The following is a 25430-nucleotide window of genomic DNA, read 5'->3' as shown; positions in this document are numbered from 1 at the left end:
GTTTACCCGCCCCGCATCGATACTAGCTAACTAGCAACTTGAGCAACGTGGGATTGGTAGCCACTTGGGCAAGCGAGTTGGCGACACCTTTGAAATTGCCATCGCCTACTGCTTTGAAAGCATTGACTAAATTCTCGACACCGGGAATCATGTACATTCCTTCAAAGAAAGCATCCAAATACTTACCTTCTCTTAAGTTAACCGCAGCTTGGGCTAAATGTTCGCCTTCGGGGAATCCAGCAACTTTGAATCCTGTAGAAAGCGCTTTGATGTAGTCGCCTTGCTGCAAACTCCACGCCATGTCTACCCAATTCTTACCATCTGGGAACTTGGCAACATCAAAGCCAGTCGAGAGTGCTTTGAGATATTCGCCGTCCTTGACAGATTGCACCATATCTATCCAATTTTTACCATCTTGGAACTTGGCAACGTCAAAGCCAGTAGAAAGTGCCTTGAGATAATCACCGTCTTTAATAGACCAAGCAGCATCGACCCAACTTTGAATCGTTTGGAAATTGGAGTTTAAGAAAGCACCGATTGCTTTTCGATTCGCTTCCGCAGTTCCGCGCGTACTTAATGAGGTTGAAACATAGGGCGATACCAGTCCTAATGCGGCCAAGAACAGTGTGTAATCTAACTCTTTGTATTGGAAGGCAGGATTGCTCAATTCTACAACAGAAAGAGAAGAGAATTTAACGCCAGATGCTTTTTGTTCGCCCTTAATTTCCACACCATTCAGCACAGCCAGTCCGTGTTTTTCCCAGACAAAAGGATTAGAGTACGAGGAAAGAACGGCTTGACCGGGCAGGAATGCTTCTCCAGCCATTTGGACGATATCGCCAGATACGACGTAGTGGGTTACATTTTCTGGATTGCCTCGATTGGTGGCAAATTTAAGCGCGATCGAATCATCAATTCCGGGAGAATTAAAGGTGACGGTTTGACCCACTTTATCTGTAAATTCAGCCGCAATTGTTTGAGCTAATGCACCGCCTAAACTGTGACCCACAACATCAGGACGGCGACCTTGCTGATTTTGAGCCGCTAACCAAGCTTCGATCTCATTCTTATTTGCTTGGAATTGACTGTATCCGATGCTGATAGGATTGGCATCTTCCAAAACATCTTTTAACGTTGCGATGCCTTGCCGTTCCGTTGGGCTGCCTCCCGTACCGCGAACGGCAAGAACGGGTGGTTGACTGCCATCAATTGAAACAAGACCTACGGCATAAAATCCAGTGTTTGGATCGGAAATTACTTTGTCAACTTTGTAACGGGAGTTCAGCAATTCTTCATCGACAGCGAGTTTATTGCCCAAGGGACTGTTATTGCTAAAAGCTTGTTCGGCAATAGCAGATACTTCAGGATCTTCGTAGGCAATACCGCGAGCCAGATATTCGTATTCTTTGTGTTTTTGCGGGATAGCTGCGGGGTCTATGCTTTGTCCTGGCAGCGAGTAATCGTCTGTAATAGCATTAAAAACATTTCCGACAAATGTTCCAGCAGTGTCCAAACCAGCCGTTTCTAAACCAGCACTCAAAGCTTGCTTGTAGTCGCCATCTTTGATAGCCCAGGCAACGTCTACAAATTTGTCTGTATTGGCAAATCCAGTGGTTGATAAACCCGTACTCAGAGCTTTTTTATAGTCACCATCTTTGATAGCCCAGGCAATATCAACAAGTTTCTCAGCATTATTAAACCCTGTACCCGACAACCCTGCACTTAAAACATCCTTCCAGTCGCCATCTTTCATCGCCCAGGCAACATCTACAAAGGTGTTGGCTAGCTGATCTTTTACCTCAAGCTCTTTCAGGATATCTTTCAAGGCTGTCTTGTAGTCTTTGTTTATAATTCCCCAGCCGACATCTACTAGGATATTGACCAGCGTATCTGGAACAGCAGAGCCACCGGGTATTATACCTAGCACTCCATTGATAGCGTTCTTGACAACCTGTTTCCAATCTCCTCCAATCAGGGCAATCAATCCCTCTATGCCATTGACAACAGTGCCGACAACTGGAATTTTCTTTAAGACATCGAGGACAGCACCAACGTCTATACCGTCGAGGGTACTTTTAAGTTTGGCCGCGAGGTCATCTGCTAATTTTTTGACAGGGTTATTTTTATCCAAAAACTCCTTAAAGTTTTTACTCTGTTTCTTAAGGTCGTCAATGCTCTTGGGAATGCGATTACCTACTTCTTCAGCTACCTTACTGATAGCAATCCAACCTTTTTCCAAACTCTTTTGCACGGAATTGACAGCATTGTTAGTTTCGTTCCAAGCATCAGTCACCAAACCCGTCACTGAATTGGCAGTTGCTATAGTGGCGTTCCAGGTTGCTGCGGCTGTGTTTGTGACATAATCAGCAGCATTTACGAAACTATTCCAGCCGTTACTAATTGCACCGTCTATTGAGGTAGCAGCACTACCAACAGCATTCCAGCCATCATCAAGTTTTTCTCTAACGTAGTTAGCAGCATTCCACGTTTCCGATGCAAACTTGCTATTGAGCTGTTGTAGATAAACATCGGCATTTTGCATCGCTTGACTAGTCTCTTGGGCGACTTTATCGAGAACAGTCACCGCACTGTCAAGCGATCGCCAGGTGCTGTTTGTCAAATCTCTTGCCCACTGCGGGAAGGGGTTGGAAGAACTACCACCACCTGAACCGCCAGAATTTCCAAACAATCCTCCAACTACTGCACCTGTTACAGGATCGCCTAAAACAGCACCAATTCCTGCACCTACAACAGCACCTCCCAAACTCCAAGCGGCTCGTTCTGTAGCAATACTACTCCCTGTACTACTCCAAACTGTACCTGTCATCTTGGCTTCCAGATCGTAGTAGTAGTACAAGTTGTAGAAGTCTTTCCAGTAAGCTTCTGGGATGCTATAAGTTCTCAGAGTATTTTCAAACAGATCGAAGTTAGCAGGCTTGTAGGTTTCTGGTTCAGTTGCTTTCGCCAAATGCACCCCTGCCGCAATATTTAGCAGCCCCAAACCTGTTTTAGTATCCCAACCTGGCGTATCCAAGTCAGTCGCCGTGCGGCGAAGAATATCCATCACTTGGGTGTAGTTCAAATTGGGGTTCGCAGCCCAAATTAGAGATGCTGCACCTGTAACTTTAGCTGCTGCTACCGATGAACCAACAGCACCATTACTAGCAGTTCCCTGTGCCAAGATGTCAACACCCTTGCCGTAGTTGGAATAATCAATTTCCCCATAGCTGGAATAATCTGCCCGTTGCCAACCTTCAGCAGCACCCGCGACCAGAATATTGTCAAACTCTTTAGTTGCTTGACTTAGAGCAGACATGAGATCGTTCTGATTTCCTGTTGCGGCAACAACTAACACATTATTCTGCTGGGCATAAGTTAGAGCAGCTCTTTCTAAAGCAGTCAATTCGTGGCGCGTGACAACAATACCATCAGGTAAAGTCTGAGTCAGGTCGAAGCTGAGGTTAACTACAGAATTTGGTTGTCTTGATGCTTTGGCAGTATCAACAAACTCAATCAATGACTGTGCCCAATCGTTTGAATCAACAGCACCTCCTAGCCAAATCGGTGACTTATCATTGATGCCATCAATCCCAATGTTGTTTTTACGAGTCGCACCAATAATCTCTAGGATTTTAGTACCGTGATCGTTTCGCCACGATTCCCCAGAATCCAGCAAGGGGTTTTCGTCACCACCAACTAAATCTTTACCCAGTGTAATGCGCGAGTAGTCAATGTCTGGATTTTCGGCACTAAAACCCGTGTCAATAACGCCAATGAGTGGCAAACCGGATTTTGCATTATCGGGGGTGTTGTACCAACGACTTTCAGAGGTGGCGATTTTTGCCCAAACATCAATTTGAGCTTGAGTATCGTCAACTGAATCATTCCAAGAATTAGTAATTGCGCTATACTGATTCCAAGCATCACTCATAACCTGCTGGCGAGTGCTGTCTTGCTCTTGATAATGAGTCCAAGCATCCGCCATAACAGCATCAGTATAGTTATCCAGAGCGTAGTATTGATTCCAAGCATCGTTGATTACCCCCGTTTGATAATCATTCATGCTGTTATATTGACTCCAAGCATCATTTATCATCCCAACTCGGTAGTTATCCAAATCGCGGTAGCCGTTCCAAGCATTGCTGATAACGGCATCCGTGTAGGAATCAAAGCTGTTATACTCACTCCAAGCATTGTCCACAACTTCAACTCGATAGTCATTCCACGCCCGGTAGCTGCGGGAAGCATTATTTAAGGTTGTATTTCTGTCCGTGGCATTGTTGTTATAATCGATTACAGCATTATTCACTAGAGAGTCGCTGTAGTTGCTGAGGGCATCATACTCGTTCCATGCTGCATCTCCTACACCATATTGATTAAATTCATCTACAACATAGTTGGTACGATCGATCATCCAGTTTTCAATCCTGGCGATCTCATTCCAGTTATGGTTCGTCCATCCATACATCCAGTCGGAAACGCGATTGATTTCATTTGCCGTGTATGCTACCCAGTCGTACATATACTGTCCGCTACCCGATATTTCATTGTTGAGGTAGTTATCCCAGGCATTTATGTAGTCCGTGTTGCTGGAGAGATTTTGCCAGATATCCCAAGCTTGGTTGTATGTGGAGCTATCGATAGAAGAGATTTCTCCTTGTAAATAGTTCGTCCAAGCATTCATATAATCTCCACTGCTGGAAATTTGATTGCCTAGATAATCTACCCAAGCATTCATGTAGTTTCCATTACTCGATAGATTGTTCCCGATATCGGGAACTTGATTGTAGATAGAGTTCCCCGTATCGCTCAGTTGATTTTGAAGACTTTGTAACTCTTGCTCTCCACTTGCTTCTAATTTGGTCATTTGGGAGTTTGCTTGTTCTAGCCACTCGTTAACGACAGTTTGGGGTGTAACAACTGACTCTGTAATTGTTACTTGTACGGGGGAGGCGATCGGCCCTTTTCCCTCATCATTACTAGCTGAATTTTCTACCACGGTTGGTTGTGGGATGGAGCCTGAATTACTGTCTGCTGAAGTGGGCGCGATCGCTCCTATCTCCCCACCCTCATTTGCAACAGTTTCCCCTAAAGTTGGCTGTGTGGTGGATGTCGAGTTATTGTCTTGAGTTGAAGGGGTGATCGCTCCTATCTCCTCACCCTCATTTCCAACAGTCTCCACTACAGGTGGCGGGGTATTAGAAGCTGAATTATTATTTTGGGTTGTGGACGTGAGCTCATCGGAGTTGGTAGAAGTTACATCAGTTTCCGTTTTAGCAGGATCGGATGTTGCGGTGGCTGGAGTGACGACGGGGATATCTGATTTTGATAATTCAGACGCGATCGCGACTGAATTATTATCCGTTACTACTGCTGAATCGGAAGTTTTGGGAGTATCGGAGGCGATCGCTCCTTCATCCCCTGTGACGCTAGATGAAGACTCGGTTGTCACCACTGGCTTTTCTGACGATACTGGTGTGGTTGAGCCAGTGTCAAGCGGTGCGATCGCTTGATCTTCACTCTCAGAAGTTACCGCTGCTTTATCTGTGACAGGGGAAGTTTCCTCAACGGAAACTGATGGTTTCTCGATCGCGGGCGCGAGCTCATCGGAGTTGGTAGAAGTTACCTCAGTTTCAGTTTTAGCAGGATCGGATGTTGCGGGTGCAGTGACAACAGGGGTGTCTGATTTTGATACTTCAGAGGCGATCGCTCCTGTTTTGCTATTGTTATCTACCTGGTTATCTGTATTGGCGAAAACGCTATCATACAACTCATCTGTGACCAACTCCCCGACTTTGGGATTCTCTGGTGTGACGTAAGCTTTAGCATACTCAGTCAACGCTTTCCCCAAGTCAGTTGAACGCCACTCTTTCTTTGGATTGATGACGCTATCTATACTGACTGCGCTCCCCGTCGCCCCCCGCACCTGGAAAATAATGTCGTTGTAGTCGCTATCTGTACCTGACTTGTCTACCCGCAAATCTTCCATCACAAAGGTATTTCCTATACCCGTGACATCAGAAATTTGCCCAGTCATAAAGCTACCATTTGGGTTAGCCATTGGCAGGGAAAATAAAGGTCGCGTATCATCGCCTGTTGCAGAATTGTTGGCGACTTGCTGTAAGTTAGCTCCGTTAGGGACTAAGATAAAAGCAAACGTATCCCCTGGAAGCATTGTCAAGGTTTTAACGCCTTTATACTCACCTTGATTACGGTTGATGTCGTCAGGGAGTTCGCCATTAAATCTGGCTCCTTCAGTAGCATCGTTAATGACGACATAACCCAAATTAGAATTACTTACCGCTCTGCGTGCAGCCTCAGTAATAAAAGCATCGGAGTTTTGAGCTAATTTCTCCATCCCCTCCAGATTAAAAATCCCTAACTCTCCCTCATATGCACCTCCGTCAAACAGGTAATCAATCCCAACATTGCCAGTTTCACCAACTTTAAATACCCCCGTGTTAAATGTAAAGCTTGGAGATGTAGTGACAACGGGGGTATCTGATTTTGATACTTCAGAGGCGATCGCGACTGAATTATTATTTGTTACTACTGCTGAATCGGGATTTTTTGCAGGGGTGTTAGAGGCGATCGCTCCTTCATCCCCTGTGACGCTAGATGAAGACTCGGTTGTCACAACTGGCTGTTCTGACGATACTGGTGTGGTTAATCCAGTGTCAAGCGGTGCGCTCGCTTTATTTTCACTCTCAGAAGTTACCGCTGCTTTATCTGTGACAGGGGAAGTTTCCTCAACGGAAACTGATGGTTTCTCGATCGCGGCCGCGAACTCATCGGAGTTGGTAGAAGTTACCTCAGTTTCAGTTTTAGCAGGATCGGATGTTGCGGGTGCAGTGACAACAGGGGTGTCTGATTTTGATACTTCAGAGGCGATCGCTTCTGAATTATTATTGGTTACTACTCCTGAATCGGGATTGTTTGCAGGGTTGTTAGATGCGATCGCGTCGGAGTTGGCAGAAGTTACGTCTGTTTCGGTTTTAGCAGGATCGGATGTTGCGGGTGCAGTAGTGAGAACGGGGGTATCTGATTTTGATACTTCAGAGGTGATCGCTCCTGAATTATTATTGGTTACTACTCCTGAATCGGGATTTTTGGGAGTAGAAGTATCGGATACGATCGCTCCTTCATCCCCTGTGACGCTAGCTGAAGACTCGGTTGTCACAACTGGGTTTTCGGACGATACTGGTGTGGTTGATCCAGTGTCAAGCGGTGCGATCGCTACATTTTCAGTTGAAGTAATGGAAACGTCTGGCGTCTTAGATTGACTTGTTGCTGGCGTAACGTTTCCTTTTGACTGTTCAGTATTGTTATTTGTAGAATCGGTATCAGTCTTAGTATCTGGTAAGATACTTGTTAGTGTTTGGCTTTGAGAAGCAGAAGGATTCGTTAATGAGTCCGGTTTTGAATTATCTATTACCGCTTCGTTTACTTTTAAGCCTGTTAGGGTATCGATTCCTGTATCGGATGTACTAGATTTAGATGTTAGATCATTTGAAAAAATACTTGTTTGGGTGGTGCTAGCTACTGGCAAAACTACATTGTTAATTTCCTCGACTTTTAAATCTAAAATAGTTGGTAATATATCTTTTTGAGTCGCTGAATCGTTAGCAATAACTGAATTATTAACAGAGTGACCACTGTTTATTTTATCTGATGCTGGCACGAGTGGATTTGTCGATCCTATTACTGCATCTAGGTTGCTTTTTTCATTTTCAAGGTTAAGTGTAGCGTTGTAATTAATTAATTCGCTCACGGTATAGACCCTCTGATTTATCTAGGTTGAATGGGTAATTTTAGTTGACTTATCCTTGTCTGAATTTCAAAAAGTAAATTTTTAAGCATTGCAATAAAATTAAGCAGCTCTTGCAATACCCATTACTACCTGATAACGAAACTGCATTAGATATGCACGCTTTTGATAGCTATTACTCTTAAGTGTGAACTTGACGGGTTAAATCTATTTTGTTCAGTAATAACACCGATGCGCCGATCGCGTCTGTGAGTAAAAGTTATAAATAGTTATATCGTAGCTGCAAACTATACTGACTTTTTAAGTATAATTGCCTAAACGCCTGCAATTGTGTACAGGAATCACGATCCTTGCGTTAACAAACCGGATAATTTTAGATAAATGACTATTGAAGAAGCACTGCTTTTCCTCGACTCAGTTCTCAAACAAGAGCATCTCAACGATGTTCACATACTGGTATTGCGGCAGACTTGGGAAGGACGCTCTTATCCAGAGATTGCCAAAAGCGCTGGTTATGATGCCGAATATATTAAGTTTGTTGGCTTTCAGTTATGGCAAGTTCTCAGTCGGGTATTCGGAGAAAAAGTCACCAAGAGTAATGTTCAGTCAGTTATGCGACGGAAAGCGCAACAGGCGCAAGTAACCGTCCCACTACCACATAGCCAAATTAGTCACAAGATAAACAAACAAATCGATCGCAGTGGTACGATCGCCGATCGAGTTACAACTGACTTAACAAAAGTCAACAAATCGATTAATTGGGGAGAGGCAATTGATGTTTCTATTTTCTACGGACGTGCAGAGGAATTAGCTTTATTAGAACAGTGGCTGATCGTCGCTCGCTGCCGCCTAGTGACGCTGTTGGGGATGGGTGGCATTGGCAAAACCTCTCTCTCTATCAAGTTAGCAGAACGCATCCAAGAACAATTTGATTATATTATCTGGCACAGTCTCCGCAATGCTCCATTAATACTAGACTTGTTAGCAGAACTGATTCAATTTCTCTCGAACCAACAGGAAACGAATTTACCGGAAACTGTGGATGCTGGAATCTCGCGCCTGATGCACTATCTGCGACAGCATCGGTGTCTTTTAATATTAGATAACGTGGAGTCAATTCTACAGGAAGAAGAACGCACGGGTTGTTATCGACAGGGATATGAAGGATACGGTCAACTTCTGCGCTCCGTAGCCGAAATCAACCATAAAAGTACCCTGCTACTAACCAGTCGAGAAAAACCGATCGGTTTGGCCGCTAAAGAAGGTAAAAATTTGCCAGTTCGTTCATTACAACTGACAGGTTTAACAACCCCAGAAGTACAGGAAATTGTCCAAGGTATTGCTTTTTTTCAAGGATCAGACTGCGAATGGGATATTTTGAGATCCCACTATGCTGGAAATCCGTTAGCCTTAAAAATGGTTGCTCCAGCCATCCATGATTTTTTTGAGAGTAGCCTGACCAGATTTTTAGAACTTTTAAATCAAGAAACTTTAGTATTTGATGATATTCGGAACCTATTAGACCGACAATTTAATCGTTTATCAGATGTAGAAAAAAAGGTGATGTACTGGCTGGCGATCGATCGGGAGCCAGTCTCGCTGGGAGAGTTACAACAAGATTTAGTTTCAAAATTAACTGTCAAAGAATTACTAGAGGTTTTAGGTTCTCTCGTTAGACGTTCTCTCATCGAAAAAACCTCAGACGGCTACACTCAACAACCCGTAGTCATGGAATACATGACGGAACGATTAATCGAAAAAGTCTGCACTGAGATAACCAGCAGCGAAATTGACCTTCTCAGAAGCCTGGCTCTTCTCAAAGCTACAGCTAAAGAATACCTTAGAGATACGCAAGCTCGTCTTATCCTTAAACCTATTGCCTATCGACTGCTTTTTACTTTTGAACGCCAGCAACTTCTCGAAAACCAACTCAAACCAATTCTGGCATCACTGCGCGATAAACCAACACTAGAAACTGGCTATGCTGCGGGTAATATTATTAATCTATTGCGTCAGATGCAGCCAGATTTAAGCGGTTGGGATTTTTCTAATTTGACGGTTTGGCAAGCTTATTTACCCGATACGAATTTGCATCAGGTCAACTTTGCTGGTGCTAATTTAGCTAATTGCGTTTTCGCCGAAGTTTTGGGCAGTGGTTTGTCAGTAGCTTTTAGCCCGGATGGAAAACTTTTAGCTTTGGGCGATACGAATGGTGAGATTCACTTGTGGCAAATGCCAGAAGCTAGGCTGCTGAGAACTAGCAAAGAATACGGCTGCATCGTGTTATCCGCTGCTTTTAGTCCGGATGGGAAAACTCTTGCTACTGGCGGTAGTAACGGGACGATTCGTTGCTGGGATGTTAGCAGTTGGTCTATCCGTCAAATATTGCAGGGAAATCATAGCAGTGTGCTGGGAGTTGCTTTCAGTCCAGATGGCAAGATGCTTGCTAGTGGCATCAGTGATGGGACTGTGCGTTTTTGGGATTGGAGTAATGGACGATGCTTGCTAACTTTGCCAGCACACAAAAGTCAGGCTTGGTGGATCGCATTCAGTCCTCAAGGTAATATTTTAGCTAGTGGCGGTGATGACGGAATACTTAAACTGTGGGATGTTGCTACGGGACAATTCCTGAAAATGTTTGAGAGTGACTGTCGTCAAATTCGATCGGTTGCTTTGAGTCCTGATGGTAAAACTGTAGCCAGTGGTGGTAATGGTTCTGCGATCGACCTTTGGGATATTAACACGGGTGAACTCGTTAGGATTTGCTCTGGACACTCACGAATAGTGGTGTCGGTTGCCTTTAGTCCAGATGGTCAGATTTTAGCAAGTTGCAGCGAAGACAGCACCGTGAGATTGTGGGAGGTGGCATCGGGTGAGTGTCTAAAAACGCTGCAAAAACACACCAGTCGGGTTTCAGCCGTCGCGTTTAATCCTGATGGCAAAACTTTAGCTAGCACTGGTGAAGACTGTACGGTGAGACTGTGGGATGTTAAAACAGGTCATTGTCTGAAAACAGTATTGGGGCAAAGCAATCCAGTAAATTCAGTAGTTTTCTCGCCCGATGACCAAACTTTAGCTAGTAGCGATCGCGCCGTGAGATTATGGAATGTCAAAACCGGGAAGTGTTTTAAAAGTATACAGGATGGACATACTAATCGATTGAAATCCATTGCCTTCAGTCCCAATGGAGACTTGCTGGCGAGTGGATTCTCTGACACTCGTGTCAAGTTATGGGATACTGCGATCGGTGAATGTCTAAAAAGTTTAGAGGGTCATTCTGCTTGGGTTTGGGGAGTTGCCATCAGTCCCGACGGTAAGACATTGGCAAGTTTCAGTGAGGACCAGACTATCAAACTATGGGAGATGAGCACAGGGCAATGTCTTTATACTTTTACTGAACATGAGAGTTGGGTGATGGGAATTGCTTTTAGTCCTTCAGGTGATATCCTGGCTTCTGCGAGTACCGATAAGACGGTGAAGTTATGGGATGTCAGTACAGGGAAAGTCTTAAGCACTTTGATGGGAAATAGCGGTTGGGTTTGGTCTGTTGCCTTTACTCCTGACAGTAATATTTTGGCAAGCAGCAACAGTGACGGTAGCATCAAGTTTTGGGATATCAATACCGGACAATTTTTGACTGCCCTAGAGGGACATGACGGTATTGTGTCATCTGTAATGTTCAGTCATGATGGTACACACTTGGCGAGTGGCGGTCATGACCAAACTGTACGAGTGTGGGATGTTAGCACGAATGAGTGCTTGCAAGTTCTGCGGGGACACGACAATTGGGTGTGGTCGGTTGCTGTTAGTCCAGATGGTCAAATTCTAGCCAGTGCCAGCCAAGATGAGACGATTAAGCTTTGGGATGCAGTAACGGGTGAGTGTATCAAAACCTTGCCTGTTCCCAAACCTTATGAAGGAATGAATATTACAGGTGTTAAAGGTTTAACTGAGGCGACTATTGCGACGCTCAAAACACTGGGGGCAGTTGAAGTAAGTTGATCGCGACTTATACCCAATCCGGGTTTACTACCCCTTTTTTTTGTATTATTTGTCATTGCGAGGAAGGAAGCGATCGCAGAGACTAAGCGATTGCTTCCTTCCTCGCAATGACGGAGGGTTAGTCATGATATTACACCCGGATTTGCGATCGGGCGACTACATTTGAGGCGGTGGGGCGTCTTGAATTTTAGCCAGTGCTGCTTTCATTTCAGGAGTTGCTAGCAACTTTTGCGTATCTGCGATTAAACGATCGCCCCAGAGGTTTTCTTTGAGATATTCTACGGTAGCATAGCGTTTGTCGAGTTTCAGAGCTGCTTCTCCCATCGCTAAGCCTTTTTCTTTGTCACCTTTGCCGTAGAGTGCCACTGCTAGAGCTAGCATTGATTCTGCTGCTTTGTTGTCGATCGCGATCGCCTGTTCCCAGCGTTTGATGGCGCTATCAACATCTCCCATTTCGTATTTGACTAATCCGATATTGTTAATAGCCGGCCACAGGTTTTTTTCTAAAGCAAAGGCTTTTTCATATTGGGCGATCGCCTGATCGAACCGCTTCAGCTTGTAAAAAGCATTGCCTAAATCAAATAATGCACCTGGAGTGTCTGGTTTTAACTTTAACCCTGCTTGCAAATATTCGACTGCTTTCTCGTAGTTCGCTTTCCGAAAGTGAGCTTCTCCCAAGACAAATTTAATTGATGGATTTTCTGGTGACAGAGATTGAGCTTGCCCCAAAGCTTCAATGCCTTTGTCAAGCTGCTCGACTTGAAGGTACAAGCTGCCTAACAAAGTCCAAGTTTGAGCATTTTTGGGGGCTAACTGTGTGGCGAGTTCGGCTCTAGGTACGGCGAGTTGGTACTGCTGCAGCCTGGCTAGCTGGACGGCTTCTTCTGCAAGGCTCAAGGCTGTTTGTTCAAGTTGGGCCGAGTCGATTTGCAGGGTGTAAGGCAGGAGTGCCTGACAGGCAGCAGGCTCGGGCATTGTCCACAAACCGAGTGCGAGTAGCAGAGATATTAAAGGAATGCGATTAGGCACTGTACAGCCCCAGAAAAAAATATAAGGGTTTCTCGATCGCCTATAATAACTCATATTTTTGAGTTTTGATATTGCTTCTTGACTCGCCACACTTCTGGGTTTTCATTTAAATACTTCTCAAATTATATTTACACTCAGGGTAGTCGTTTTTATTCACTGTTTTATAGAGCACCGATCGCCTCACTACAAACAAGCAAAATTATGAGTTATTATAAACTTGATTGAGTTAACAAATAACGCTTCGCGGTTGACAGTTAAAGAGTTACCGAATTTTGTTTCCTCTCATAAATAATACTTGATTTTTTTTATAGTTAATAAGCGAGTTGATTCCTCTCTACAAACCTGGTAAATTGTTTAGTTTCAGGAACTTGAATGCGTTAATAAACTCTGTTGAATTTTGTCTAACAATTGTGCTGCTGATAAGGAAGAAGGCAAAATTTTAGCAGATACTTCTTGCAGTAGAAAGTCGATCGCCTCGGATTCCGAATTTACAGCAGATCGATAATCCCAGACTAAAATCGGCAGTTTTACTGCCATTTGGCGCAGGTTCGATAGCGCCTGCAACATAGCGGGGGATTCTGAGGGGGCATCTCGCAAACACAGCAAAACTAAGTCAACGCTTTGATATTGCAACTGCTGCAAAACTTCTGTCCAGCAGGAAGCGATCGACCCTCGAAATCCTGCTGTGTGGATGTACTGAATCAAAGCTTGAAAGTTAGGAGTAGAAAACTGGGAATTGGGGAGGGGAATCTCGGCATTTGTCGATCGATCGCAATGTTCCAATTCTTCCGTCGGGTTTCCCCCAGAAGAGGAGTGCAAATCGGGTAAAGTCGAAATGTCAGCAAATAAAATGCTGGGCTTCCAACTCATGCCTGCAGCAACTTGAATCACTTGCCACAAAGCACTTGGCATTAACCCGGTTGGTGAAGTTTCACTGTCGTCGGGACTGCTAGTTGCTAAACAGGGAAATACCGACAATCCTTTGACTTGATTTGCCAGTTGCGTAGTTGGGGGGTCTAAAGTCACCAAGGGGAGAGAACCCAAATTTCTAGACCGACTTAACTGTTCGATAAAAGCTAAGGGGTTTTGCAGTGCACTTGTACCGTCCAAGACGATCGCGTCGGGGCGCCAAATTCTGGCCACGAGTTCTGCTTGGCCGAGGTCGTCTGCTTCTAAAACCCGACAGTAGTTGGGGTTGAGCAGTAAAGCGGAACCTTGAGAGGAACCGTTTTGCGGGCTGAGCCACAACACGGTTAAAGAACTCCTTACTTTGGGGCTACTAGCATTACTGTGACCGATCAAGTCTGCCAGCAGCCGCCGCAAAGCGGGTTCTTCCACCGGCAAGCTCAAAAAGCCTTCGGCTCTGTTGACACTGGCCCGTTCTTTTTCGCCTCTGGTGGCCGTGACGATCGCCGGAATCGATCGGGTATCCGGGTCACTCTTGAGCAGCGTCAGCACGTCCCAACCCGACAGCAGCGGCAGCAGCGGGTTGAGGAAAATCGCTTCTGGACTGAACCTGCGAGCTTTTTCCAGCGCTTCGGTGCCGGAACGGGCGACTATTACTTGGTAGCCCAAACCTGAGATGACGTTGGTTAAATCTTCGATATATTTGGGAACTGCTTCGACTATTAATACTAAACGAGAGCGAGAATTGGCGATCGGAGTCGGATATTGGGGTTTTAATAATTCTGCCTCGGCGGCTCCAGGTACCGGGACTTCTTCGCTGCTATTTCCCGGAGGATTTGGTGGCAGCAACAGGGTAAATTGAGAGCCTTGGTTTTCTGAGGAAATAAACGAAACGTCCCCGCCGTGGAGCCGAGCTAGGCGTTGAGTCAGTACCAGTCCCAGTCCGGTTCCTTGAAAGCGCCTGGTGAGGGGGCTTTCAAGCTGTTGGAATTTCTGAAAGATTAGGTGCTGTTTCTCGGCGGGGATGCCGATGCCCGTGTCCGAAACTGTGAATGCGATCCAGCCTTCCCAAACATTTACTTTCAATCCGATTTTGCCGCCGATCTCGGTGAATTTTAGGGCATTGGAAAGGAGATTAACCAACATTTGCCGCAGCCGCAGTTCGTCAGCAATTAAGTGGCTCAGTCCCGGTTCTATTTCGAGTGTAAACTCTATTTGGGCGGATGGTTCTCCGTTTGCTGTACCGTCAGTTTTGCTCGGGGCGGGAGGGTTTTTTTCTTCTTGCTGTTGCAGTTGTTTTGCTTGTTCAAAGGCTCTTTGGCAGGTTGATGCTATTTCGACTGGTTCGGGAATTAGTTCTAGCTGCCCGGTTTCCATCCGGGTCAAGTCTAATATATCGTTAACTATTGTCATCAAATGCCGCCCGCTTTTATGGATTAGTTTGGCGTAGCGTGTTTGGCGGTCGTTGAGTTCTCCGATCAATTTATCTTTGAGGAGGCTTGACAAACCTAGCACGGCGGTGAGCGGGGTTTTTAGTTCGTGGCTGATGCAGGATAAAAATTCGTCTTTTAGTCGGTTGAGGTGGATTAAATCTGCGTTTTTCGCTGCTAGTTCTTTGGCGACTAAATGTTCTTCGGTAACATCTTGGCCCATTACTAAAATTAGCTTGTCTGAGAGCGGCTGTTTGACAAATTGCCAGATCCGTTCTTGACCTTTTTGTACGGGGCACTCGCAAATGTAGGTGTCTGGTTTGCCGGCGGTGGGGCACCAAGCTGGAGCGGTTAATGTTGAGGGGGAGGCGGCAGCGTACAGGGGCAGCGGGCAACTGGTGGCTGCTGTTGAATCGCGCTCGCTCGATCTACTTGCTCCTACTAGGCTCCTGCATTCTTTGGTGATGCCCTCTAACTCCACGCTCTTGTATTCGCTTGTTAAATGGCTTGGTTTGCGGGGCGAGTGTTTACCCAAATTTGCTGCTGGTTCTGGAACTGGTTCTGGGCCTGCTCCCAGCAAAATCCGCCACGCTGCGTTTTGGCTGACTATTTGTGCGGTGGGGGTTTGCAATCTTAGGGGCAGGGGCAGTTTTTCCAGTAGTTCGACTAGGGAGTTCAGGTTTTCCGAAGGTTTCAATCCTGCTTCTAGAAAGCGCACTTGAGCGTCTAGGACCGTGGCGATTGCTTCGGAAATTGGTTTTTTTAATTCGATTTCTTTGACGGCTGTTGCCGGCTCTGTGAGGCTGCAGAGCGAGCTGCTGTTGAGTGCGGCGAATTGCAGCAGGCTCAGGCTGTCTAGCATTCCTAAAAATTGACCGCTGGCATCTGTGAGGGCGATCGGAGTGTTTGAGGAAATGCCGACGGTTTGGCGGTTTGGCCCGGCTGGGGTGTTTTGTTCCTCTGTTTGCAGGTACTGCCAGAATTCCCTGACGCTCATAGCGGCGGGTAATGCCATGACTGGTTCGATCGCGATCGGGCTTTCTGACAAAGGTTGCTGCCCGTCGTTTGTGCGATCGGCTCCCCAAGCCCAAAGGGTGCGGAGGTACACTAATCCCAGCGGCTGTAGCTGTTCGTTGACTACTGCGACTCGATCGCAGTTGCAGGAGCTGAAAATTGACTGCAGCGATTCTAGCGCAGCCGTTTGGTGGCACAGCGGCACTGGCTCGATAAAATTTTTGAGACTGGGGGTGGTGAGTGGCATAACAAACCTGAGAGTCTGCTCGCGAGAGCAGTAATATTTTTGATGCTCAATGTAGCTGCGAATTTCTGTATCTTATTAGTTTTATATCAGTTCGCTATCAGGCTCGATATCTGCACCGAGACCGGGGAGTTGGATGCCTACGCCTGATTTGAGGCGACTAGCAATTATTTTAAGGCTTAAGCTTAATTGCAGAAATCACGCTCAGGGTGCTTGACACAAAAACCACAGAGTACACTTTGATTCTTCCTTTGGTAGAAGCGCATCACTTATTTTGCGGTTAAGATTGGTTAAAATAAATATTGAGATGATTGTTAAAATGTTAAGTTTTTTGTAAAGGAGATATCAACTCTGAGCGAGCCAGCACTTTCAGGCAACTTAGGTGGTGCACCTACAGCTTTGCTTCCTCAACTGTCTATCGGTATTTTTGTCCGCTCTGAGGAAATCGCAGCCTCTGCGATCGAGCTTTTGAGAGGCGAACGCTATGCTTTAACGCACATTAAGTCGGCAGTGGAGCTTTTGGGGTTCCTCAAGCACAATTATCACCTTGATTGTTTGGTTTTGGAGGTGGATGGGGATCTGCGATCGCTTCTAGGCAAGCTGCAAGAACGATCGATCTTTTTGCCTGCTGTGATTTTTTCGCCTCACCCGCAAGATTGCAGGCCAGAAGCACCATATTCAGAGGGTTTTGAGGCCGCAGCCAGTACCCCCAACAAGAGTCTAGACGAAAGCTGTGCTTTTTTTTATCACCCTGCTGAGGTGCAACTGGCAATCGCTCGATCGAGCGAAATAGCTGCCGGTATCGATCGGGCGATCGCACAATTTCTGAAGCTTTCAACTCCGGTTCCTGTCAATTACCAATCCGTAACGGTCGATGCGACAGCCCAATTGACGGCTCAAAGTTTGCTAAGCCGACAGCAGCGACGGCTGGCGGAAAAATTACGGGAGCGATTAGGATACTTAGGTGTGTATTATAAAAGAAATTCCCAGATTTTTTTGAGAAATCTGTCGGTACCAGAGAAGCAAAAGTTTTTGGAGCAACTCAAGTCAAGTTATCGCGACATCGTTCTGAATTATTTTTCTCAAGATGCTGCGGTCAACAATCAAATAGATGAATTTGTGAATTTGGCTTTTTTTGCTGACGTTCCCGTGACTCAAATTGTAGAAATTCACATGGAATTGATGGACGAGTTTGCTAAACAGCTAAAAATAGAAGGGCGCAGCGAGGAAATATTGCTGGATTACCGTTTGACCCTGATTGACGCGATCGCTCATATGTGCGAGATGTATCGGCGATCGATTCCGAAAGAGACCTCTCAAGGTAGAAGGTAGAAGGGATTCGGCATAATTTAAGAAAGAAAAGGTAGAAGGTAGAATCTAATAAAAAAGAAAGGAGCCGACAAACGGTCGCGCGAGGGCGAGGCGGAAATTATTATAAAATAACAAAGAACAGCGGATTTAAGACAAATAACAACTACAACTAACATCTGACAACTAATACTCAACATTTAAAAAAGTTCATGAGTCCTCTGAAGAAAACCTACGTTCTCAAGCTGTACGTTGCGGGGAATACTCCCAACTCAGTGCGAGCTTTGAAAACCCTAAAGGACATCCTAGAACAAGAATTTCAAGGCGTCTACGCGCTGAAAGTCATAGATGTTCTCAAAAATCCTCAGCTAGCAGAAGAGGACAAAATATTGGCAACCCCGACGCTGGCCAAAATCCTGCCACCACCGGTGCGAAAAATTATTGGCGATTTGTCCGATCGTGAGAAAGTTCTGATAGGATTAGATTTGCTCTATGAAGAACTTCGCGAAGAAGACCTGAATTCATAAGATAATCAGGTGAGAGTAAGTCGATTTTAGATTTAAGACTTCGGTTGGCGTGAAACGTTCGGCGAGCGCTCAGTCGAAGCGTCGAGTCGTGCTCAGTCGAACGATTTTAGATTTTAGATTTAGTCAACAGATGAATCTGGGAGGTTGAACACAAGTCTAAAATTTTTATCTTTCCACGACAGGAGTACGTGGCACGGTATCGGTTTTTGGGCGGGGTCATTAGTCAGCAGTCAGCAGTAATTAGTTATTGAGCAAGAGCCAAAACTAAAAGCTGGGTACAAAGACTCATGATCGGCGGTTAATGAGTGACAACTAAAGAATACTGAGAGTTGACAAAAATCGACATGAATGAAATTAGTCAAACGGTTAAACGAGAAGGATTGGTAACGGCAGGAGTTGAAAAAATTCGCACGATGATTGAGGGTTTTGATGACATCAGTCACGGCGGAATGCCGCTCGGCCGAACCACCCTAGTCAGCGGCACATCAGGAACGGGAAAAACTTTATTTGCCGTACAATTTCTCTATAATGGAATTACCCATTTTGACGAAGCAGGAGTTTTCGTAACTTTTGAAGAATCTCCGACAGATATTATTAAAAATGCTTGCAGTTTCGGTTGGGATCTGGCACAGTTAATCGAGGAAGGCAAGCTATTTATTTTGGATGCTTCCCCCGATCCAGAAGGTCAAGATATCGTAGGAAATTTTGATTTATCAGCCTTAATCGAGCGAATTCAGTACGCCATTCGCAAGTACAAAGCCAAGCGAGTTTCAATAGATTCTGTTACCGCCGTATTTCAGCAGTACGATGCTGCATCGGTGGTGCGCCGAGAAATTTTTCGCTTAGTTGCGCGCCTCAAACAAGTCGGAGCAACTACAGTTATGACGACGGAACGGGTGGAAGAATACGGCCCGGTAGCTCGGTTTGGAGTGGAAGAGTTTGTGTCGGATAATGTGGTGATTGTTCGCAACGTATTGGAAGGAGAACGCCGCCGTCGCACCATCGAAATTTTGAAGTTGCGGGGTACAACTCATATGAAGGGCGAATATCCTTTTACTATGACTAATGACGGAATTAATATTTTCCCATTGGGGGCGATGCGATTAACTCAAAAGTCTTCCAACGTGCGGGTTTCTTCGGGCGATAAAACTCTCGACGAGATGTGCGGCGGCGGCTTCTTCAAAGACTCGATTATTTTGGCTACGGGTGCAACGGGAACCGGCAAAACGCTCTTAGTGAGCAAGTTCTTGCAGAATGCTTGTATGAACGGCAATCGGGCGCTGCTGTTTGCCTATGAAGAGTCGCGGGCTCAGTTGTTCCGCAATGCTTATTCTTGGGGCATTGATTTTGAGGAAATGGAACAGAAAGGAATGCTGAAGCTGCTGTGTACTTACCCGGAATCTGCCGGTTTGGAAGACCACTTGCAGACTATTAAATCAGAAATTGCGGAGTTCAAACCTTCTCGAATTGCTATAGACTCGCTGTCGGCCTTAGCTAGAGGTGTTAGCAATAATGCTTTCAGGCAATTTGTGATCGGAGTGACAGGTTTTGCGAAGCAGGAAGAAATAACCGGCTTTTTTACGAATACAAGCGACCAGTTTATGGGTTCTAATTCGATTACGGACTCCCATATTTCTACGATTACTGACACGATTATTATGCTGCAGTATGTAGAGATTCGAGGAGAAATGTCGCGGGCAATTAATGTGTTTAAGATGCGCGGTTCGTGGCACGACAAAGGAATTCGGGAATACACAATTACTGAAAGAGGCCCACAAATTAAAGATTCGTTCCGTGGTTACGAACGGATTATCAGCGGTTCTCCGACTCGGATTACGATTAATGAGAAGAGTGAGCTATCGCGGATTCTCCAGGGCGTGCAAGGTCAAGACGATGAGGATATTTGAGAGTTAGCAGTAATTCATCGTTGTTAAAAGTAGGTTGGATTGAGCTAGGAAACCCAACCTACTTTTAATTTGAGGAGTTTGTGAACATTTATAGCAACCGCGACAATGTTTTGGAGGTTTTTAATTGCTGAAATAGGAGCTTTTATTGCCTCTCGTACCCAATACCTATAGTTTTTACACACCAACAATACCTTCGCCCAAATCTAATACCCTGGCGATCGCAAATCTCTTGAATTGTGCTTGGAAAGGCAATACTTGCTGTACGATCGACCTCAGCTCGATTGGCAAACAGGTAGCCTTGCTGGTGTTAAAGTTATAGTAGGAGGGTGTTCTTCTGAACTAGGTTGGATTCATCGCCATGGATGTATTGCGATCGCCGAAAAAACTGGATTGATTTGGCTATGGGGCAAATGGATTTTAGAGCAAGCTTGCTGGCAATATCAGCAGTGGCTAGCAGCATGACTAATTCTGCCTAATATCGCGGTGAATCTGTCGGCACGTCAAGTCAGCCAACCGACTTTAATCGCTAAGAGCGATCGCATCCTTGAGCGCACCGATACGAAGCCAAAATATCTATAGCTAGAGATTACGGGAACGGTAATGAGGCTTAATGTTGACATTATATACCATGTTTTGAGCAAATGATCAAAGCGTGGTATTGGGATTTATGTCGATTATTTTGTGCCTGGCTATGCTGTTTTTAACAATCTGAAAAATTTTCCGGTCAAGTCGCTCAAAATTGATCCCTCACTTGTCCGCGATTTAGCCAGCGTTGGGAGCGATCGATCGCGGAATTGCCCAACCCATAGTTGTAATCACACATGGCTTAAATGTGAGCACAATTGCCGAAGGAATTGAAACCCCACCGAAATAGGAATAGTTACAAGCGAGTGCCTAGGAAATTGGGCAGCATTATATGTTGAGGCAGCCGACTATTGCTGAGGTTGCCACTCAATTAATCCGACATCCTGAATTGTTGTCTACCACTATGTGGAATCAGCAATCCTCCTTCATTAAAGTACGCAAAAGTCTTATAATTAATTTAATGCTCGTGTCGCTCAAATGACTAAAAAAATTTTCTTACGGAATAATATAAAACTGTTTGGGCAAGGCACCCAGACGATGATGTTTGCTCATGGATTTGGGTGCGATCAAAATATGTGGCGTTTCGTAACACCGGCTTTTGAGAAAGACTACAAAATTATCCTATTTGATTATGTAGGTTCGGGACAGTCTGATATTAGTGCCTACAGTTATGAACGGTACAGCGACCTCCATGGCTATGTTCAGGATGTCCTCGATATCTGTGAAGAATTAGCGTTGACGGATGTGATTTTTGTCGGTCATTCTGTCAGCAGTATGATCGGCCTTCTGTCCTCAATTAAAGCTCCTAATTACTTTAATCGCCTGATTCTCCTAGGGCCTTCACCTTGCTACATCAATGATTTACCAAATTATTACGGAGGGTTTGAGCGCACAGATATTGAGGATCTCCTCGATATTATGGAGAAAAATTACATTGGTTGGGCAAGTTTTCTGGCGCCAATGGTGATGCAGAATCAGGAGCGTCCTGAGTTAAGTGAGGAACTTGAGACAAGTTTTTGCTCCACGGATCCGGTGATTGCAAGTCGCTTTGCCGAGGTAACTTTTTACTCTGACAATCGCAGTGATTTACCCAAGGTATCAGTACCTTCACTGATATTGCAATGCGCTGATGACGTGATTGCTCCCACCGAAGTAGGGCATTACCTTCAGCGCCACCTACCTAAAAGTGCGCTACGGCTGATGAAAGCTACGGGACATTGCCCCCACCTGAGTCATCCACAAGAAACGATCGAGATGATTAAGGAGTATTTGAGTGTACCTCATACTACTTGATTTGTATGGCAAACATGACCTACCAGATAGACGAGCTACTCAACACGTCACCCTGTGGATTCATCTCGTTTGCTGACGATGGTACGATCGTAATGGTCAACGCCACATTACTGCAATTACTCGGATACGAAACCGATGAACTGCGGGAACGGAAAATGGACTCCATTCTGCCAATGGCGAGCCGGATTTTTTTTCAAACCCATTTCTTCCCCCTGTTGAAGCTCGACGGTAAAGTAGAGGAAATTTACTTCTCATTAAGGTCGAAGCAGGGTAGTGATATACCTATGCTGATCAACGCTGTGCGTCGGAATCAGGGAGGAAACTTTGTCAACGATTGCATCTTGATCTGTATCCGCCAGCGTATCCTATACGAAGGTGAAATTCTTAAAGCAAAAAAAGCTGCCGAGGCAGCTATTCTCGCCCAAAAGCAAGCGGAAATAGCTTTGCGGAAACAGTACGACAAGGCTATATTACTTCAAGAAATTACTCAACACATCCGTCAATCTCTTGATTTGTCTACAATTTTTGAGATTGCTTCCCAGGACATTCGCCTGTTTCTTGATGCCGAGCGCGTCGGCATATTTAAGTTCGATCCTGACAGTAATTTTGGATATGGTGAGTTTGTTTCAGAATCCGTAGGCGAAGGATGTAAATTGGCAAGCAAAAATCTCTTGAACGACCAGTGTGGTGGTGAACAATATCCTAATTCATATCAAGAAGGAAGAATGAAGGTAGTTGAAAATATCAATAATATTGATCTTCAACACTGTTACCGCGCTCTTTGGAAACAATTTCCGGTTCGGGCTAATTTAGTGGCGCCGTTGCTCAATGGACAAGACTTGTGGGGGTTGTTATGTATTCATCAATGTTCTGCTCCTCGGCAATGGGAAGAATTTGAAGTTGACCTTGTTAAACAGATTGCTAATCAGTTAGCGATCGCCATTAAGCAAGCGGATATTTTTCAGAAGTTGCAGAAGGAATTGGCAGAAAGGCAGCAGGCCCAAGCGCGCATGAGAGAAATTAATCAACAACTGGCACTCTCTAACGAAGAGCTAGCCCGCGCTACTCACCTCTTAGAACAAGTGGTAAATATTGATGGGTTGACTCAAATTGCTAATCGCCGCTGTTTTAATGACCGCTTAGAGCATGAATGGCAGCGGCTATACCGAGAACAAAAACCTATTTCTCTTTTGTTGTTTGATGTGGATTATTTCAAACGTTATAATGATTGCTACGGTCATCAAATGGGGGATAGTTGTCTGTTCAAACTTGCTCAGACTGTACAAGAGGTGGTGTACCGTCCAGCGGATTTGGTGGCGCGTTACGGCGGAGAAGAATTTGCCATCATTTTGCCTAATACCGATCTTGAAGGAGCGAGTTCGGTGGCCCAACGGATTCACGCTGCTATTAAAGCTTTACATATTCCTCACAAAACCTCTGATGTGAGCGATGTAGTTACTATTAGTATGGGTATCGCTAACTTGATTCCGATTTCGGAACTATCATCGGCTGACTTGATTGCGATCGCCGATCGTTCACTGTACCGTGCCAAGCAACAGGGGCGCAATCAGTCGGCGACCTGCGACTACAGCGGCGATTCGATTTTTGACACTGACGCTTAAATTAAAATAATTGAGACCGAGGACAAAAATTTGTCCCCGGTCTCTCAAAATCAGTCATTTTATAAATTTAAGTGAGCACGGAGGGATTTGAATCAAAGCCTCGCTCTTGAATTACGAATTTCCGTCGTTCTAGCCATTTTTTGCACCCACTCTGAAAGTCTTGTTTTTGATTTGAGCGAACACTGAGCGACGTGCTGTAGGCTGAGTGCATCAGTCAAACTCATCACTATCAGAGTAGGGAGCGAAAGATGAGCGAAAAATCAAATCCAGTCACAGCGAGTACCACCGCAGACTACCTTGTCGGTTACGAGCGGATTCTAGACTACTTCCAACAAGCACAGAAAGAATGTCCCAAGGGGGTAGGGCTAAAAAGAGACAGGAAAGCCAGCGGTGGTTACATAACGCTGCAATTCAAGTTAGGTGACAAGCGGGTCAACAAAACTTGTGGGTGCTACCTGACGATGCAAGGTATCACTGATGCTCTGAGGAAAGCTCATCTAGTTGCTAGCGCTTTGCAATCCTTCTCTAGCGAGAGTCGATTTTTAGCCTGGTATGATGATGTTATTTTGGATAAAAACGTTATCACAAATGATTTGATGACGTTTGGTGAGGCGATAGCAAAAGTAGAGAAAGAATACTGGGAGGGACGTACTAAACGCCGTCAACAACGTGACAGGAATAATGCTAGCCATCAAAGCTCTTGGGGATGTGTTTACGGACAATATTTTAAACTGTTGCCCCGGGAGGCGATTATAAACTTAGCGGATATCTTGGCTGTCGTTCACATTAAGAAGCAGGGAACTAAATGCTTCAAGAACTGCTTGTGTGCCATGAAAAAACTAGCTGAGACTATTGGCGATACTGAATTGCTGGGTAGACTTAAAGAGATTGACGGTACACAGACAGAATTTCGAGAAGACCTTCAAACTTTATCAGTGGATGATTTTCTCAAGCTTCGCATTCAGGTTCTCAGTGTCTCAGATGATAAGCGATACCATCTGGAATCGCGCAAGCGGTGGCTGTGGGTATTCTCGATGCAGATGGTATACGGCTTTCGAGTTCACGAAGTGTTTGCTATTCAGAACATCGACAAACCTTTTAAAACAAAGGATGGCGTTATTATCCCGGCACTGATTGAGCCAAGCAATACAAAGATGATTGCTGTAGTGGGTGATAGGACATTACTCGATACGACGACTAAAACTGGTTACCGACTGTGTGTGCCGATGCTTCCCCCTACTCATCTTGACTTGATAGAATGTTTAGAAATTAAGTCAGGTAAATTGCCTGAAATTGGCACACTATCAAGTAATCCAAAAACAATTGCTGGACTGTATAGTGACCGCGCCCAAAATATTTTAAGAAGATGGAATAAAGGTTTTACCCAAACCCACGCTTTGCGCCATCTCGCTAATCTCAGCGGTCAAATGGCTGGGATGTCTCAGGAAACAAGAGCTAAAAGTTTGGGGCATTCACCACAGATGAATGAAACTGTTTACAAGCGTCGCGCTAACACTGAGACAACAATTGATTTATTAACTCAGTCTGCGAAGGAAGCTATTCCTTTAGGGAGTGCAATTGAGGTTCTTAAGCAGTTGGGAAGTGATGTAAAAAATGTCAAACTGCTAGCTGCTATTTACGGCATTACACCCCACGAAGTTATGGAGTTGCTTGCCGAATAATTTGAAACAAAACTTTACAGTCTCTGTGTTGACAAGCATTACTCACAAGTTAAGCTAAAAGCACTATTGTCAATGAGTAAAATTACTCATCTTTTACCTGTTGACCCAATTAA

At 45.0% G+C, this 25430-nt stretch carries 12 protein-coding genes; 9 read left to right on the top strand and 3 right to left on the bottom strand.

Going from position 1 to position 25430, the window contains the following annotated elements; translation table 11 throughout:
- Positions 1-22 precede the first annotated feature (22 nt).
- Positions 23-6637, bottom strand: coding sequence for a S8 family serine peptidase (locus tag QUA33_RS13715; RefSeq protein WP_333149045.1), 6615 nt, complete (start codon positions 6635-6637; stop codon positions 23-25).
- Here QUA33_RS13715 and QUA33_RS13710 point away from each other — a divergent pair.
- The gene (locus QUA33_RS13710; RefSeq protein ID WP_333149044.1) at positions 6609-7283 is read left to right on the top strand and encodes a hypothetical protein; all 675 of its coding nucleotides are present in this window, start codon (positions 6609-6611) and stop codon (positions 7281-7283) included. The two genes, QUA33_RS13715 and QUA33_RS13710, sit on opposite strands and share 29 nt — an antisense overlap.
- Positions 7284-8149: 866 nt before the next feature.
- A complete protein-coding gene (locus tag QUA33_RS13705) occupies positions 8150-11770 on the top strand; it encodes a WD40 domain-containing protein (protein ID WP_333149043.1) in 3621 nt (1206 codons plus the stop codon).
- A gap of 156 nt (positions 11771-11926) precedes the next feature.
- On the opposite strand, the gene QUA33_RS13700 is transcribed toward QUA33_RS13705, so the two are convergent.
- Both QUA33_RS13700 and QUA33_RS13695 read right to left on the bottom strand, forming a co-directional pair.
- The gene (locus QUA33_RS13700) at positions 11927-12799 is read right to left on the bottom strand and encodes a tetratricopeptide repeat protein (protein WP_445243244.1); all 873 of its coding nucleotides are present in this window, start codon (positions 12797-12799) and stop codon (positions 11927-11929) included.
- Between the two features lie 360 nt (positions 12800-13159).
- Positions 13160-16396, bottom strand: coding sequence for an ATP-binding protein (locus QUA33_RS13695; protein WP_333149041.1), 3237 nt, complete (start codon positions 16394-16396; stop codon positions 13160-13162).
- A 396-nt stretch (positions 16397-16792) separates the two neighbouring features.
- Here QUA33_RS13695 and QUA33_RS13690 point away from each other — a divergent pair, with 396 nt between their 5' ends.
- From QUA33_RS13690 to QUA33_RS13660, 7 genes are all read left to right on the top strand, one after another.
- A complete protein-coding gene (locus QUA33_RS13690) occupies positions 16793-17725 on the top strand; it encodes a circadian clock protein KaiA (RefSeq protein ID WP_333149040.1) in 933 nt (310 codons plus the stop codon).
- A gap of 188 nt (positions 17726-17913) precedes the next feature.
- Positions 17914-18228 (top strand): circadian clock protein KaiB, encoded by a 315-nt coding sequence (gene kaiB / locus QUA33_RS13685; RefSeq protein ID WP_006632119.1) that lies wholly within the window; start codon positions 17914-17916, stop codon positions 18226-18228.
- A gap of 344 nt (positions 18229-18572) precedes the next feature.
- Positions 18573-20135 (top strand): circadian clock protein KaiC, encoded by a 1563-nt coding sequence (kaiC, locus tag QUA33_RS13680; protein ID WP_333068315.1) that lies wholly within the window; start codon positions 18573-18575, stop codon positions 20133-20135.
- A 234-nt stretch (positions 20136-20369) separates the two neighbouring features.
- A complete protein-coding gene (locus QUA33_RS13675; RefSeq protein ID WP_333149039.1) occupies positions 20370-20597 on the top strand; it encodes a hypothetical protein in 228 nt (75 codons plus the stop codon).
- A 600-nt stretch (positions 20598-21197) separates the two neighbouring features.
- Positions 21198-22013 carry an alpha/beta hydrolase gene (locus QUA33_RS13670; protein WP_333149038.1) on the top strand — a complete coding sequence of 272 codons (816 nt, stop codon included), beginning with the start codon at positions 21198-21200 and terminating at the stop codon, positions 22011-22013.
- 5 nt (positions 22014-22018) lie between these two features.
- The gene (locus QUA33_RS13665) at positions 22019-23635 is read left to right on the top strand and encodes a diguanylate cyclase domain-containing protein (RefSeq protein ID WP_333149037.1); all 1617 of its coding nucleotides are present in this window, start codon (positions 22019-22021) and stop codon (positions 23633-23635) included.
- A gap of 248 nt (positions 23636-23883) precedes the next feature.
- On the top strand, positions 23884-25317 hold the full coding sequence (locus tag QUA33_RS13660; RefSeq protein WP_333149036.1) for a hypothetical protein: 1434 nt from the start codon (positions 23884-23886) through the stop codon (positions 25315-25317).
- The last annotated feature ends 113 nt before the right edge of the window (positions 25318-25430 follow it).

Source organism: Microcoleus sp. Pol14D4 (assembly GCF_036701245.1).
Classification (GTDB): domain Bacteria; phylum Cyanobacteriota; class Cyanobacteriia; order Cyanobacteriales; family Microcoleaceae; genus Microcoleus.
The sequence above is the reverse complement of the archived record's forward strand: the minus strand, read 5'-3'. Positions and strand labels throughout refer to the sequence as shown.

What these genes read in the sequence shown, in the direction of transcription:
- QUA33_RS13705 (WP_333149043.1), top strand. Translation starts at nt 8,150, where the DNA reads ATGACTATTGAAGAAGCACTGCTTTTCCTCGACTCAGTTCTCAAACAA.
- QUA33_RS13695 (WP_333149041.1), bottom strand. Translation starts at nt 16,396, where the DNA reads ATGCCACTCACCACCCCCAGTCTCAAAAATTTTATCGAGCCAGTGCCG.
- kaiB (WP_006632119.1), top strand. Translation starts at nt 17,914, where the DNA reads ATGAGTCCTCTGAAGAAAACCTACGTTCTCAAGCTGTACGTTGCGGGG.
- kaiC (WP_333068315.1), top strand. Translation starts at nt 18,573, where the DNA reads ATGAATGAAATTAGTCAAACGGTTAAACGAGAAGGATTGGTAACGGCA.
- QUA33_RS13670 (WP_333149038.1), top strand. Translation starts at nt 21,198, where the DNA reads ATGACTAAAAAAATTTTCTTACGGAATAATATAAAACTGTTTGGGCAA.
- QUA33_RS13665 (WP_333149037.1), top strand. Translation starts at nt 22,019, where the DNA reads ATGGCAAACATGACCTACCAGATAGACGAGCTACTCAACACGTCACCC.
- QUA33_RS13660 (WP_333149036.1), top strand. Translation starts at nt 23,884, where the DNA reads ATGAGCGAAAAATCAAATCCAGTCACAGCGAGTACCACCGCAGACTAC.